The 13,445-nt window shown below is 71.9% G+C and carries 13 protein-coding genes; 6 read left to right on the top strand and 7 right to left on the bottom strand.

The features are described 5' to 3' along the window. Nucleotides 1-9 precede the first annotated feature (9 nt). Together ACYQ0U_RS08700 and ACYQ0U_RS08695 are read right to left on the bottom strand one after the other, a co-directional pair. A complete protein-coding gene (locus ACYQ0U_RS08700; RefSeq protein ID WP_459971678.1) occupies nucleotides 10-801 on the bottom strand; it encodes a sugar phosphate isomerase/epimerase family protein in 792 nt (263 codons plus the stop codon). Then, entirely contained in the window at nucleotides 801-1,736 is a 936-nt protein-coding gene (locus tag ACYQ0U_RS08695; protein WP_459971676.1) for a Ppx/GppA family phosphatase, read from the bottom strand. The genes ACYQ0U_RS08700 and ACYQ0U_RS08695 overlap by 1 nt, the downstream gene beginning before the upstream one ends. Before the next feature lie 42 nt (nucleotides 1,737-1,778). On the opposite strand from ACYQ0U_RS08695, the gene ACYQ0U_RS08690 reads away from it, so the two are divergent. The 3 genes from ACYQ0U_RS08690 (at nucleotide 1,779) to ACYQ0U_RS08680 (ending at nucleotide 3,961) form a co-directional block, all read left to right on the top strand. Continuing rightward, nucleotides 1,779-2,540 (top strand): DUF3109 family protein, encoded by a 762-nt coding sequence (locus ACYQ0U_RS08690; protein WP_459971673.1) that lies wholly within the window; start codon nucleotides 1,779-1,781, stop codon nucleotides 2,538-2,540. A 79-nt stretch (nucleotides 2,541-2,619) separates the two neighbouring features. Beyond that, a complete protein-coding gene (locus ACYQ0U_RS08685) occupies nucleotides 2,620-3,258 on the top strand; it encodes a VOC family protein (RefSeq protein ID WP_459971671.1) in 639 nt (212 codons plus the stop codon). A 115-nt stretch (nucleotides 3,259-3,373) separates the two neighbouring features. After that, complete coding sequence (locus ACYQ0U_RS08680) at nucleotides 3,374-3,961, top strand: class I SAM-dependent methyltransferase (protein ID WP_459971669.1); 588 nt, start codon at nucleotides 3,374-3,376, stop codon at nucleotides 3,959-3,961. Between the two features lie 81 nt (nucleotides 3,962-4,042). Here ACYQ0U_RS08680 and ACYQ0U_RS08675 read toward each other — a convergent pair whose 3' ends face one another. Further along, nucleotides 4,043-5,071, bottom strand: coding sequence for a LacI family DNA-binding transcriptional regulator (locus ACYQ0U_RS08675; protein ID WP_459971666.1), 1,029 nt, complete (start codon nucleotides 5,069-5,071; stop codon nucleotides 4,043-4,045). 82 nt (nucleotides 5,072-5,153) lie between these two features. Here ACYQ0U_RS08675 and radA point away from each other — a divergent pair, with 82 nt between their 5' ends. Further along, nucleotides 5,154-6,575, top strand: a complete 1,422-nt coding sequence (gene radA, locus ACYQ0U_RS08670) for a DNA repair protein RadA (RefSeq protein ID WP_459971664.1) — start codon at nucleotides 5,154-5,156, stop codon at nucleotides 6,573-6,575. A 26-nt stretch (nucleotides 6,576-6,601) separates the two neighbouring features. Beyond that, nucleotides 6,602-7,687, top strand: coding sequence for a DNA integrity scanning diadenylate cyclase DisA (gene disA / locus ACYQ0U_RS08665; protein ID WP_459971662.1), 1,086 nt, complete (start codon nucleotides 6,602-6,604; stop codon nucleotides 7,685-7,687). On the opposite strand, the gene ACYQ0U_RS08660 is transcribed toward disA, so the two are convergent. Beyond that, a complete protein-coding gene (locus tag ACYQ0U_RS08660) occupies nucleotides 7,684-8,475 on the bottom strand; it encodes a hypothetical protein (protein WP_459971660.1) in 792 nt (263 codons plus the stop codon). The two genes, disA and ACYQ0U_RS08660, sit on opposite strands and share 4 nt — an antisense overlap. A 145-nt stretch (nucleotides 8,476-8,620) precedes the next feature. Here ACYQ0U_RS08660 and ACYQ0U_RS08655 point away from each other — a divergent pair, with 145 nt between their 5' ends. Continuing rightward, entirely contained in the window at nucleotides 8,621-9,487 is an 867-nt protein-coding gene (locus ACYQ0U_RS08655; protein WP_459971658.1) for an HhH-GPD family protein, read from the top strand. Between the two features lie 58 nt (nucleotides 9,488-9,545). Here ACYQ0U_RS08655 and ACYQ0U_RS08650 read toward each other — a convergent pair whose 3' ends face one another. The 3 genes from ACYQ0U_RS08650 to ACYQ0U_RS08640 form a co-directional block, all read right to left on the bottom strand. Further along, the gene (locus tag ACYQ0U_RS08650) at nucleotides 9,546-12,113 is read right to left on the bottom strand and encodes an ATP-dependent Clp protease ATP-binding subunit (RefSeq protein ID WP_459971656.1); all 2,568 of its coding nucleotides are present in this window, start codon (nucleotides 12,111-12,113) and stop codon (nucleotides 9,546-9,548) included. Between the two features lie 156 nt (nucleotides 12,114-12,269). Further along, nucleotides 12,270-12,599 carry a histone-like nucleoid-structuring protein Lsr2 gene (locus ACYQ0U_RS08645; protein ID WP_459971654.1) on the bottom strand — a complete coding sequence of 110 codons (330 nt, stop codon included), beginning with the start codon at nucleotides 12,597-12,599 and terminating at the stop codon, nucleotides 12,270-12,272. A gap of 70 nt (nucleotides 12,600-12,669) precedes the next feature. Further along, nucleotides 12,670-13,443 (bottom strand): type III pantothenate kinase, encoded by a 774-nt coding sequence (locus ACYQ0U_RS08640; RefSeq protein WP_459971652.1) that lies wholly within the window; start codon nucleotides 13,441-13,443, stop codon nucleotides 12,670-12,672. Nucleotides 13,444-13,445 lie beyond the last annotated feature (2 nt).

Raw genomic sequence — 13,445 nt, 5'->3', positions numbered from 1 at the left:
CCGCGACGGTCACGGCGCCGCCACCCCCAGGTGCTCGCGGGCGAACTCCAGCGACTCGCGCAGGTCGGTCTCGCGCTCGGCGACGTCGCGGCACTTGCGGGTGTTGATCTCCAGGATGATCTCGCCCGCGAAGTCGACCTCGTCGAGGTGGCGGAGGAACGACGCCGCGCCCATCGCGCCGCGGCCCGGCACCAGGTGCTCGTCCTTGGCCGAGCCGGTGCCGTCGGTGAGGTGGATGTGCCGCAGCCGGTCGCCGAGGCGCTCGGCCATCGCGATCGGGTCGGAGTGCGCGATGGCGGCGTGCGACAGGTCGATCGTCGTGTTGGCGTAGGACTCCTCGGACGGGTCCCAGCCCGGCAGATACATCTCCATGCCGCGCCGGGTGGACGCGCGCCAGGGGTACATGTTCTCGACCGCGAAGGCGATGCCGGTCGACGCCTCGAGGGCCGCGATGCCCTCGACGAACCCGGCGGCGTACTGCTTCTGCCAGCGGAACGGCGGGTGCACGACCACGACCTCGGCGCCGACCGCCGCGGCCATCTCGGCGGAGCGCTCGAGCTTGCCCCAGGGCTCGGTGCCCCAGACCCGCTGGGTGAACAGCAGGCAGGGCGCGTGGACCGCGGTGATCGGGATCCCGTGGTGCTCGGAGAGCTGCTTGATCGCCGACGTCTGCTGGCTGAGCGCGTCGATGCCGACCATCACCTCGATGCTGTCGTAGCCGAGGTCGGCGGCGTACGCGAAGGCGTGCGCGGACGACTCGGGGTAGACCGAGACGGTGGACAGGCCGATCCGGGGGGCCATCAGAGGAGCGGCCCGATCTGGTCGAGCCGCTCGAGGATCACACCCTCGCGCAGGGCCCACGGGCAGATCTCGAGCGCGGGCAGCTCGAAGATGTCCATGACCGCCTCGGCCACGAGGGCGCCGGGGACGACCTGGTGGCTCCGGCTCGCCGAGACGCCGGGCAGGCCGGCGAGCTCGTCGTGGCGCATCGCCACGAGCTTGGGGATCCACTCCCGCAGCTCGCCGACCGGCAGCGTCCGCGGGACCAACGGGCCCTCGGCGGACGGCGCGGCACCGCAGATGCGGGCCAGGGAGCGGAAGGTCTTGGACGTGGCCGCCGCGTGGTCGGGCGTGCCGGCGCGCAGCAGCCGCCCCGCGTCGCGGGCGATCTCGGCCCGGATCTGCTTGCGCAGCAGGCGGACCGCGTCCTCGTCGATGGCGCCGTCGGCGAAGTGCTGACGAGCCAGGCGGGCCGCGCCGAGCGGCAGCGACCAGGCGACGTCGGGCTCCTCGTCCGCGCCGCCCGCGATCTCCAGCGAGCCCCCGCCGATGTCGAAGACCGACAGCCGGCCCGCGGACCAGCCGAACCAGCGGCGTACGGCGAGGAAGGTCAGCCGCGCCTCGTCCTCGCCCGACAGCACCGCGATGTCCTGCCCGGTGCGGTCGACGACCTCGGCCAGCACGGCCTCGGAGTTCTCGGCGTCGCGCACGGCCGAGGTCGCGAACGCGAGGATCGCCTCGCTGCCCTTGTCCTCGGCCACCCGCAGCGCCTGCGAGGTGAACGCGCACAGCGCGTCGATGCCCTGCTGGGACACGGCTCCCGCTCCGTCGAGGTGCTCGGCGAGGCGCAGCGGCTGCTTGTAGGAGTACGCCGGGAGGGGCGCGGCGCCGCGGTGGGCGTCCACCACGAGCAGGTGCCCGGTGTTGGAGCCGATGTCGAGCACGCCCAGACGCATGGCCCCAACGTACTAGCCCGTGCCGGGACGTACGCTTGCTCCGTGCCTGAGGTCGACCTGGTTTTCCCCCGTGCCTTCGTCGAGTTCGTGAACCCGGCCGACGAGTCCGAGGTGATGAAGTGCGACCTCACCTGGCTGACCTCGAGCTACACCTGCATCTTCGGGCGGGGCTGCCAGGGGATCTACGCCGACGCGCCCGACGTCGGCTGCTGCACGCTCGGCGCCCACTTCGCCGACAAGGACGACGAGAAGCGCGTGGCGGAGTTCGTCGGCATGCTGGACGAGAAGCTCTGGCAGCAGAAGCCGAGGGGCAGGGTCCGCAAGCAGGACTGGATCGAGCTCGACGAGGACGGCGAGCGCAAGACCCGCGTCACCACCGTGGACGGCCAGCAGGCGTGCATCTTCCAGAACCGGCCCGACTTCCACATCGGCGCGGGCTGCGCCCTGCACGCCCTGGCGTTCGTGCTCGAGAAGAGCCACGTGAAGACCAAGCCGGACGTGTGCTGGCAGCTGCCGATCCGTCGTACGTTCCGCGAGATCGAGCGCCAGGACGGCACGAAGTACACCGAGGTCACGATCACCGAGTACGACCGGCGCGGCTGGGGCCCGGGCGGCCACGACCTCGACTGGTACTGCTCGGGCAACACCGAGGCCCACGTGGCCGTGGAGCCGCTCTACCTCACCAGCGCCGACGAGCTGGTCGAGCTGATGGGGCCGGCGGCGTACGCCGAGCTGGTCCGTCACTGCGAGGCCCACCTGCGCTCGCGGTCGGCCCTCGCGCTGCACCCCGCCGACTCGTTCTGAGCGAACCGCACTCGTCTCGACATCAAGAGACTTTGACCCCGGTGTCCCGTCACGCCGGGAGGGCGCCGAGAATCGGGTCATGCGCCTGGACCATCTTTCTTTCGCAGCAGGACCGGATGGCCTCGCCAGCACTGCCCAGCGCATCGGGGGACTGCTCGGCAAGGACTTCGTCGACGGAGGTGTGCACCCCCGTTTCGGGACCCGCAACATGATCCTGCCGCTCGGCGGCAGCACCTACCTCGAGATCGTCGAGGCCCTCGACCACCCCGCCTCCGACAAGGCGCCGTTCGGCCAGGCCGTCAAGGCGCGCTCCACCCTCGGCGGTGGCTGGCTGGGCTGGGTCGTCGCGGTCAGCGACATCACCACCGTCGAGCAGCGGCTGGGCCGGGAGTCCGCCAAGGGCAACCGCCACCTCCCCGACGGCTCCGAGCTGCTGTGGCGGCAGATCGGCGTCAACGGGCTGATCGCGGACCCGCAGCTGCCGTTCTTCATCCAGTGGGAGAGCCCCGCCGAGATGCACCCGAGCGCGGGTGCGGACCCCGCGTTCTCCCTGGCCTGCCTGGAGATCGCCGGCGACCCGCAGCGCGTGAGCGAGTGGCTCGGCGAGACCGTCGAGGCGCCGCTGGAGGACGTGAAGGTCGAGTGGGTCGCCCCCAACGGCACCCCCGGCATCCTCGCCTGCCAGGTGCAGACGCCGAACGGCCTCGTCCGGCTCTGAGCCCGCGCTGAGCATCGCCGAGGGGGCGCGACCGAGCCCCAACATCTGGCACCACACCGCGACCTACGAGGTCGAGAACCGCGCCGTCGACCCCGACGGCGCGATCGAGGCCGCGATGCGGGCGGTGGACTCGTGGGACGGCCGCACCGTCCTCGACGTGGGGTGCGGGACCGGCTTCCACCTGCCGTGGTTCGCCGCCACGGCCGCCTCGGTCGTCGGGGTCGAGCCGCACGCCGATCTCGTGGCGATCGCCCGGCGGCGTACCCGCCGGCTGACGAACGTCGACGTCCGGCACGGTGCGGCGCAGGCGCTGCCGGTCCCCGACGCGTCGGTCGACGTCGTGCACGCGCGGTGGGCCTACTTCTTCGGCCCGGGCTGCGAGCCGGGCCTGGCCGAACTGGACCGCGTCGTCCGACGCGGCGGCACGGCGTACGTCGTCGACAACGACCCGACCCGCTCGACCTTCGGGAGCTGGTTCCGCCGCGGCTTCCCCGAGGTCGACCCTCCGGCGGTCGAGCGGTTCTGGTCCACGCGCGGGTGGACCCGCACGCCCGTCGACATGCGCTGGTCCTTCGGCTCGCGCGCCGACCTCGAGAGCGTGGTGCGGATCGAGTTCAACCCGGCCGTCGCCGAGGAGGTGCTCGCGGAGCACGAGGGCACGGAGGTCGACTACGCGGTCAACCTCTGGTGGAGGCGCTTCTAGGGTCCCCCGGCCGGGACGTCATACGAACCGGCTGCCCTGGCGACCAGGACGGATGACGTCCCGCGTCGAGCACGGACCGGGTCAGCTCGAGCCGCGCATCGCCAGGGTCGGCGCGAGCAGCACGCCCGGACCGGCGACCGGCGGGTGGCCGAGCATGCCCTCGAGGGCCTTCACGATCTCGACGGCGACCTGCTCCAGCGGCTGGCGCACCGACGTCAGGCCGCCGGGGACCACCTGGGCGACCTGCGAGTCGTCGAAGCCGACGACGCAGACGTCCCGGCCGGGGCGCAGCCCCCGCTCGGCGAGCATGTGCAGCACGCCCACCGCGAGCGTGTCGGAGGCGCAGACGAACGCCGACGGCTGGGCTTCGTCGAGCAGCACGGCGCCGGCCTCGCGTCCGCTGGCGACGGTGTCCTCGACCCGCGAGGCCAAGCCGGTCGTCGGCAGGCCGCGGGCGTGCATCGCCCGGCTCCAGCCGGAGCGGCGGTCCTCGCCGATGAAGGAGTCCTTGCGCCAGCCGATCCAGGCGATCCGCTGGTGGCCGCGGTCGATGAGATGGGTGGTGGCGAGGTCGGTGCCGGCCGCTCCGTCGACGTCGACCCACGGATGCGTGGCGGCGGGGTGCTCCCAGGGACGACCGAAGGCGACGAACGGCGCGCGGCGCTGCTCCAGCCAGGCGGCCTGCGGGTTGCCGAGGTAGGTGTCGGTGACGACGAAGGCGTCGACGGCGGTGGAGCGGAGCAGGTCCTCGTACCCCGAGATCGGGTCGCGATGGTCGCCGGCGAACAGCAGCACGTGGTAGCCGGCCTCGCGCGAGGTCTCGACCAGCGAGTGCACGAACCGGTCCATGGTCGCGTTGGCCGTGCCCTCCTGGGCGGGGTTGAACCGCATGCCGATCAGGTGCGACGCGCGCGTGCGCAGGTTGCGGGCCGCGCGGTTGGGCGAGTAGCCGAGCTCGTCGATCGCCTCGATCACCCGCGCGAGGGTGTCGGCGCGCAGCAGGTCGGGGTTGTTGACGGCGTTGGAGACCGTCTGGCGCGACACGCCCGCGCGCTCGGCGACGTCGGCCAGCGTCGGCGGCGCGGCGAGGCGCCCGGTGCTTCTCGTCAACCCCGCCTCCCTCCCAGCAGTCTTGATCGATCCAAGGAGACCATAGACCGCACTGTCGGCGCAGCCGCTTACGGTGTGCCCCATGCCGAAGACCTCCCGTCCCGCGTTCCGGTGCTCCGAGTGCGGCTGGGAGACCGCCAAGTGGGTCGGCCGCTGCGGCGAGTGCCAGGCCTGGGGGTCGGTGGCGGAGGCCGCGGCCGCGCCGGTGGGGCGTACGCCGGCCTCGCCCGTGACCCGCCCGGCGGTGCCGATCGGCCAGGTGTCGGTGGAGGACTCCACGTTCCGCACCAGCGGTGTCCCCGAGCTCGACCGGGTGCTCGGCGGCGGCCTGGTCCCGGGTGCCGCGATCCTGCTCGCCGGCGAGCCCGGCGTCGGCAAGTCCACGCTGCTGCTGGAGGTCGCCGCGCAGACCGCGCGCTACCAGCGGCGCACGCTCTACGTCACCGGCGAGGAGTCCGCGTCCCAGGTGCGGCTGCGCGCCGACCGCACCGGCGGCGTCCACGACCAGCTCTACCTCGCGGCCGAGACCGACCTCGGCGCCGTGCTCACCCACCTCGAGGAGGTCCGCCCGACCCTGCTGGTCGTGGACTCCATCCAGACGATCGGCGCCTCGGGCGTCGAGGGGGTGCCCGGTGGCGTGACGCAGGTCAAGGAGGTCGCGGCCGCGCTCGTGCGGATGGCCAAGACCCGCAACATCACCACGGTGATCGTCGGCCACGTGACCAAGGACGGCTCGATCGCCGGACCGCGGGTGCTCGAGCACGTCGTCGACGTGGTGCTGCACTTCGAGGGCGACCGCGACTCGCGGTTCCGGATGGTCCGCGCGATGAAGAACCGCTTCGGGCCCGTCGACGAGGTCGGCTGCTTCGACCTGGGCGCCGACGGCATCACCGCGGTCGCCGACCCGACCGGGCTGTTCGTGGAGAACCACCACGGCCAGGTGCCCGGCACGTGCGTCGCGGTCACCATGGAGGGTCGCCGGCCGATGCTCGCGGAGGTGCAGGCACTGGTGACGCACAGCGCCGCGGAGCGACCGCGCCGGACGACGTCCGGGCTCGACGGATCCCGGGTGGCGATGGTGATGGCCGTGCTGCAGCAGCACTGCGGCGTCCGGCTGCACGCGATGGACGTCTTCGCCTCGACGGTCGGCGGCGCCCGCGTCGGCGAGCCGGCGAGCGACCTGGCCGTCGCGGTCGCCCTGACGTCGGCGTACCGCGGCGTCGCGGCACCGCGCGGCGTCGTGGCCATGGGCGAGATCGGCCTGTCCGGCGAGCTGCGCCGGGTGCGCGACCTCCAGAACCGGCTGGCCGAGGCGGCGCGGCTCGGCTTCCAGCTCGCGGTCGTGCCCTCCGAGCCGGGTCGCAGCGGTCCGCGGTCGCCGGAGTCGTGGACCGTCGACGGCATGCGGGTGCTGGACGTGCCCGACATCGGCGCCGCGCTGCGGCTCCTGCACCTGCTGCACCCCGAGCACCAGCAGAAGCCGCGCGCGGTCGACGACGTGTGAGGCGACCCACGCCCTAGACTCCTCGCGTGCCCACCTCCGACCGCTCGGACGAGACGCTGCGCCTGCGCGCGACACTCGCCACCATCGCCCCCGGCACGCCGCTGCGCGACGGCCTCGAGCGGATCCTGCGCGGCCGCACCGGCGCGCTGATCGTGCTCGGCCACGACAAGACCGTCGAGTCGATCTCGACCGGCGGCTTCACCCTCGACGTCCCGTTCACCGCGACGGGCCTGCGCGAGCTGGCCAAGATGGACGGCGGCATCATCGTCGACAAGGACGTCACCCGGATCATCCGGGCCGCGGTGCACCTGATGCCCGACCACACGATCCCGTCGGAGGAGACCGGCACCCGGCACCGCACGGCCGACCGCGTCGCGCGGCAGACCGGCTTCCCGGTGATCTCGGTGTCGCAGTCGATGCAGATCATCGCGGCGTACGTCGGCGAGACCCGTCACGTCCTCGAGGACTCGGGCCAGATCCTCTCCCGGGCGAACCAGGCGCTCGCGACGCTCGAGCGCTACAAGCTGCGCCTCGACGAGGTGTCCGCGACCCTGTCGGCCCTGGAGATCGAGGACCTGGTGACCGTGCGCGACGTCGCGGTCGTCGCCCAGCGCCTGGAGATGGTGACCCGGATCGCCAGCGAGATCGAGGACTACGTCCTCGAGCTGGGCACCGACGGCCGCCTGCTCTCGCTCCAGCTCGAGGAGCTGATCACCGGCGTCGACACCGAGCGCGAGCTGGTCATCCGCGACTACCTGCCGGCCGGCCGCCGGACCAAGAGCCCCGAGGCGCTGCTCAACCGGCTCGAGTCGCTGTCGTCGACCGAGCTGGTCGACCCCGCCGCCGCGGCCCGCGCCCTGGGCCTCGGCACCGGCGAGCACCTCGACGGAGCCGTCGCCCCGCGCGGCTACCGGCTGCTGGCCAAGGTGCCGCGGCTGCCCGCCACCGTCGTCGACCGGCTGGTCGACCACTTCGGCACGCTCCAGAAGCTGCTCTCCGCCGGGGTCGACGACCTCCAGGCGGTCGAGGGCGTCGGCGAGCTGCGGGCCCGCAGCGTGCGCGAAGGACTCTCGCGCCTGGCCGAGTCGACGATCCTCGAGCGGTACGTCTAGTCCGGCTCGACCGCGCCCGACGGGCTCGGCGAGGTCACCGGACGGCCACTGGGCCTCTGGCTCGGCTTGCCCGACGGCTTGCCGGACGGGCTCTGGGTCGGCTCGGCCGTGCGGGTGATCGTGGCCGCGGTCGGGGTGGTCAGCTCGAACTGGACGTCGGCCGGCTCGCCGCCGAGCGCGGCGGCCGTGACGTGGTACCACCCCGGCATCGCCCACGCGGTGCGCTTCGTGCAGCCCTCGTCGGAGCGCCGGGCCTCCCGCCAGATGACCTCGATCTTGCTGGTGACGGCCTGGCGGACGACGACCTGCTCCTTCGGGATCGCGCCCCGGCACTGCCGGCTCGACCAGATGGCGTCGTCGCCGGAGGTGATGTTCATCGTCAGCACGTCCGCGCCGACCGACCAGGTGCAGGCCGGGGACTCCAGCGTCCGCAGCTGGAGCACGATCTTCACGTCGCGCCCGCCCACGGCCTCCTTGACCAGCGGCGTGACCGCGATGTCGGAGTCGGCGCACTCCCCCACCGGCACGGCGAGGGTCGGCGTCGGGTCGGGCGTCCTGGTCTTCGTGCGCTTCGGCGGTGTCGGCGCCGGGTCGGTGTACCCCGACGGCGCCGGCGTCGTCTCGACCGACACCTGGGCGGCCTGCTCGTCCCCGTCGGAGGCCGCGTCGCTGCCGTTGCCGAGCAGCCGGCCGATCGCGACGACCAGCAGCACCGCCGTACCGAGCACCATGAGCCGGCGCGTCCAGTAGACCCGCGCGGGGAGCGGTCCTCGGGTCAGCGGCGGCATGGCACGAACGCTAGTCAGCGCCCGGCGTCTGGTGGTGGTGCCACACCGGGCAGGATGTGCACGCGATGAGCGAGCGAAGCGAGCGAACCATTCAATGCAGCCCGTCATGTGCCTCATGCGCGCACGCAGCGAAGCGAGTACGTGCATGAGCTTGCTCCATGAACCGGTGCTGCGGTGGTACGACGAGCACGCCCGCGAGCTGCCGTGGCGCGGTGCGCAGGCCTCGCCCTGGTCGGTGATGGTCTCGGAGTTCATGCTCCAGCAGACGCCGGTGAACCGGGTGCTGCCGGTCCACGGGCAGTGGCTCGAGCGCTGGCCGACGCCGGCCGACCTGGCGGCCGAGCCGAGCGGCGAGGCGGTCCGGGCCTGGGGCCGGCTGGGCTACCCGCGCCGGGCGCTGCGGCTGCACGCGGCCGCGACGGCGATCGTCGAGCGCCACGGCGGCGAGGTGCCGGCGTCGTACGACGAGCTGCTGGCTCTGCCGGGGGTCGGCGACTACACCGCGTCGGCGATCGCCAGCTTCGCGCACGGCCGGCGGCACGTGGTGCTGGACACCAACGTCCGCCGGGTGTTCGCGCGGGCGGTGCAAGGCGTGGAGTTCCCGTCGGCGGCGGTGACGAAGGCCGAGCGCGAGGTCGCGACCGGGCTGCTGCCCGAGGACGACGCGACCGCGGCGACGTGGGCGGTCGCGGTCATGGAGCTCGGCGCCCTGGTGTGCACCGCCGCGAACCCGCGCTGCGGCGCCTGTCCCATCGCCGACCGCTGTGCCTGGCGTGCGGCGGGGTACCCGGCGTACGACGGGCCGCCGCGGAAGGTGCAGACGTGGGCCGGCACCGACCGGCAGTGCCGCGGGCGGCTGCTCGCGGTGCTGCGCGACAGCGACGGCCCGGTGCACCGCAGCGCGCTCGACGCGGCGTGGCACGACGAGGGCCAGCGGATCCGCTGCCTGGCCTCCCTGGTCGAGGACGGCCTGCTCGTCCCCGCCGGCCCGGACGCCTACGCGCTCCCCTGAAATGCCGAGTCGGCGCAGTTTCAGCTGAAACTGCGCCGACTCGGCGGTGATCAGGCGGTCAGTCCTGGGACTTCGGGACGTCCGAGCCGCTGTCGGAGTCGTCGGGGCCGTCGCTGGGAGCGACCTCGGCGGTCTCGAACGGCGGCAGGTCCGGCAGCGTGCCGACCTTCTGGCCCGCGAAGGTGAAGGTCGCGGTCGGACCCTCGCCCTCGACGTCCACGAGCACGATCTGGCCGGGGCCGACCTCGCCGTAGAGCATCTTCTCGGCGAGCACGTCCTCGATCTCGCGCTGGACCGTCCGGCGCAGCGGCCGGGCGCCCAGGACCGGGTCGAAGCCCCGCTCGGCGAGCAGGTTCTTCGCGGCCTGGGTGAGCTCCAGCGACATGTCGCGGTCCTTGAGGCGGGTCTCCACCGCGGCGACCATGTTGTCGACCATGGCGACGATCTGCTCCTGCGACAGGGGCGGGAACACGATGATCTCGTCGACGCGGTTGAGGAACTCGGGACGGAAGTGCTGCTTGAGCTCGTCCTGCACCTTGTTCTTCATCCGGTCGTAGTCGCCCGGCCCGCCCGTAGCACCCTGGAAGCCCAGGTTGACGCCCTTGGCGATGTCCCGGGTGCCGAGGTTGGTGGTCATGATGATGACGGTGTTCTTGAAGTCGACCACCCGGCCCTGGGAGTCGGTCAGGCGACCCTCCTCCAGGATCTGCAGCAGGCTGTTGAAGATGTCGGGGTGCGCCTTCTCGACCTCGTCGAAGAGCACGACCGAGAACGGCTTGCGCCGCACCTTCTCGGTGAGCTGGCCGCCCTCCTCGTAGCCGACGTAGCCCGGAGGCGAGCCGAAGAGCCGCGAGACGGTGTGCTTCTCGCCGAACTCCGACATGTCGAGCTGGATGAGCGCGTCCTCGTCGCCGAAGAGGAACTCAGCGAGCGTCTTGGACAGCCAGGTCTTACCGACACCGGACGGACCGGCGAAGATGAACGAGCCGCCGGGGCGCTTGGGGTCCTTCAGGCCGGCACGGGTACGCCGGATGGCCCGGCTGAGCGCCTTGACGGCCTCCTCCTGGCCGATGACGCGCTTGTGGAGCTCGTCCTCCATCTTGAGCAGCCGGGTCGACTCCTCCTCGGAGAGCTTCACGATCGGGATGCCGGTCGCCACGGCGAGCACCTCGGCGATCAGCTCCTCGTCGACCTCCGCGACCTCGTCCATGTCGCCCGCGCGCCACTGCTTCTCGCGCTCGGACTTGCGCAGGATGAGCTGCTTCTCCTCGTCGCGCAGGCGCGCGGCGGCCTCGAAGTCCTGGCCGTCGATCGCGGCCTCCTTGCGCTGCCGCACCTCGCTGATCTTGTCGTCGTACTCGCGCAGGTCGGCGGGCGCCGTCATCCGGCGGATCCGCAGGCGCGAGCCCGCCTCGTCGATCAGGTCGATCGCCTTGTCCGGCAGGAACCGGTCGGAGATGTAGCGATCGGCCAGCGTCGCCGCCGAGACCAGCGCCTCGTCGGTGATCGTCACCCGGTGGTGCGCCTCGTAGCGGTCGCGCAGGCCCTTGAGCATCTCGATCGTGTGGGCGATCGACGGCTCGGCGACCTGGATCGGCTGGAAGCGGCGCTCGAGCGCGGCGTCCTTCTCGAGGTACTTGCGGTACTCGTCGAGCGTGGTCGCGCCGATGGTCTGGAGCTCACCGCGGGCCAGCATCGGCTTGAGGATGCTGGCGGCGTCGATCGCGCCCTCGGCCGCGCCGGCGCCGACGAGGGTGTGGATCTCGTCGATGAACAGCACGATGTCGCCGCGGGTGCGGATCTCCTTCAGCACCTTCTTCAGGCGCTCCTCGAAGTCACCGCGGTAGCGCGAGCCGGCGACCAGCGCACCCAGGTCGAGGGTGTAGATCTGCTTGTCCTTCAGCGTCTCGGGCACGTTGCCCTTGACGATGTCCTGGGCCAGGCCCTCGACGATCGTCGTCTTGCCGACGCCGGGCTCGCCGATGAGGACCGGGTTGTTCTTCGTGCGGCGGGACAGGATCTGCATGACCCGCTCGATCTCCTGCTCCCGGCCGATGACCGGGTCCAGCTTGCCCTCGCGGGCGTCCTGGGTGAGGTTCCGGCCGAACTGGTCGAGCACGAGGGAGGACGACGGGGCGTCGGCACCGGAGGCTCCGGTGGCGGCCGCGGAGCCGGCCGACTCCTTGCCCTGGAAGCCGGAGAGCAGCTGGATGACCTGCTGGCGGACCCGGTTGAGGTCCGCGCCGAGCTTCTGCAGCACCTGGGCGGCGACGCCCTCGCCCTCGCGGATCAGGCCGAGCAGGATGTGCTCGGTGCCGATGTAGGAGTGGCCGAGCTGGAGCGCCTCGCGCAGGGACAGCTCGAGCACCTTCTTGGCGCGCGGGGTGAACGGGATGTGGCCGCTCGGGGCCTGCTGGCCCTGGCCGATGATCTCCTCGACCTGCGCGCGCACGGCCTCGAGGGAGATGTCGAGGCTCTCGAGCGCCTTCGCGGCGACACCCTCGCCCTCGTGGATAAGGCCGAGCAGGATGTGCTCGGTCCCGATGTAGTTGTGGGAGAGCATGCGGGCCTCTTCCTGGGCCAGCACGACCACCCGGCGAGCTCGGTCAGTGAACCGCTCGAACATGCGCATCGCTCCTGAAGCTTTGAGTGGGGCTACGGATACTCCAACCCCACGGACAGCCTACGCGTTCCCCGATCGGGGCCCAGGCAGTCCGCTGAGAGCGAACAGCCCCTCGCCGGTGTCGACCGGTAAGGGGCTGCTCGGGTGGTGCTGGCGGGCTCAGTGCGCCGCGTCGTAGGCCTCACGGACCTCGGCCGACACCCGCCCGCGGTCGGATACGTCGTGCCCGTTGGACCGCGCCCAGTCGCGGATCTCCTTGGCGCTCGGGCCGTTGGCCGCGGCGGCGGACGAGCGGCGGCCGCGGCGCGGGCCGGCGCCGACCTTGCGGCCGTGGCCGACGTAGGTCGCGAACGCATCGCGCAGTGCCGCGGCGTTCTTGTCGTTCAGGTCGATCTCGTACGTCGTACCGTCCAACCCGAAGGTGACGGTCTCGGTGGCCTCACTCCCGTCGATGTCGTCGACCAGGATGATGTTGACCTTCTGGGCCATTTCGTGACCTCTCGCTCTGGTGTCGGGAAATGCAATTCATCATGACACGCAAAGGCACAGGAAACGAAATTCAACGGTTGCGCGAAAATGCAATCTCCAGGCCCCGCAATGTCAACCAGGGCGCTCGGTGCGTGAAACAGTCGCACTCGTCGCACACGAGAGCCGCGAGATAACCGGTGGCGATCACATTCACGTCCTCGGTGCTCTCGCCGAGCTCGGCGATCATCCGGGCGACAATTCCCTCGACCTGCGCCGCGACGCCGAAAACCATTCCCGACTGGAGGGCCTCGACGGTGTTCTTGGCAATCACCGCGCGCGGGCGCTGCAATTCGACCTTGCGCAGCTGCGCGCCGCGGCGGCCCAGTGCCTCGAGGGAGATCTCGATGCCGGGGGAGATCGCCCCACCGACGTACTGACCCTGCGCGTTGATCACGTCGAACGTCGTCGCGGTGCCGCCGAAGTCGATGACGATCGCCGGGCCGCCGTACTCCTGGACCGCGGCGAGCGCGTTGATGATCCGGTCGGTGCCGACCTCGCGCGGGTTGTCCATCAGGACCGGGATGCCGGTGCGGACGCCGGGCTCGACGACCAGGCTCGGCACGTCGGCGAAGTGCTGCGCGAGCATGTCTCGCCACTCGTGCAGGACGGCCGGGACGGTCGCGCAGACCGCGATGCCGTCGACGTCGTCGAAGGAGCGCCCCAGGAGGCCGTGCAGCAGCACCGCCCACTCGTCGGAGGTGCGCCGCTCGTCCGTCGCCACCCGCCAGTCGGCGGTGACCTCCCCGTCGACCAGCAGGCCGATCAGCGTGTGGCTGTTGCCGATGTCGGCGGCGAGGAGGGCCACGG

Source organism: Nocardioides pyridinolyticus, assembly GCF_054653575.1.
The sequence above is the reverse complement of the archived record's forward strand: the minus strand, read 5'-3'. Positions and strand labels throughout refer to the sequence as shown.

Excerpts from the sequence above, each read along its gene's own strand:
- ACYQ0U_RS08700 (WP_459971678.1), bottom strand. The coding sequence starts at position 801 with ATGGCCCCCCGGATCGGCCTGTCCACCGTCTCGGTCTACCCCGAGTCG.
- ACYQ0U_RS08695 (WP_459971676.1), bottom strand. The coding sequence starts at position 1,736 with ATGCGTCTGGGCGTGCTCGACATCGGCTCCAACACCGGGCACCTGCTC.
- ACYQ0U_RS08685 (WP_459971671.1), top strand. The coding sequence starts at position 2,620 with ATGCGCCTGGACCATCTTTCTTTCGCAGCAGGACCGGATGGCCTCGCC.
- ACYQ0U_RS08680 (WP_459971669.1), top strand. The coding sequence starts at position 3,374 with ATGCGGGCGGTGGACTCGTGGGACGGCCGCACCGTCCTCGACGTGGGG.
- radA (WP_459971664.1), top strand. The coding sequence starts at position 5,154 with ATGCCGAAGACCTCCCGTCCCGCGTTCCGGTGCTCCGAGTGCGGCTGG.
- ACYQ0U_RS08660 (WP_459971660.1), bottom strand. The coding sequence starts at position 8,475 with ATGCCGCCGCTGACCCGAGGACCGCTCCCCGCGCGGGTCTACTGGACG.
- ACYQ0U_RS08655 (WP_459971658.1), top strand. The coding sequence starts at position 8,621 with ATGAGCTTGCTCCATGAACCGGTGCTGCGGTGGTACGACGAGCACGCC.
- ACYQ0U_RS08650 (WP_459971656.1), bottom strand. The coding sequence starts at position 12,113 with ATGTTCGAGCGGTTCACTGACCGAGCTCGCCGGGTGGTCGTGCTGGCC.
- ACYQ0U_RS08645 (WP_459971654.1), bottom strand. The coding sequence starts at position 12,599 with ATGGCCCAGAAGGTCAACATCATCCTGGTCGACGACATCGACGGGAGT.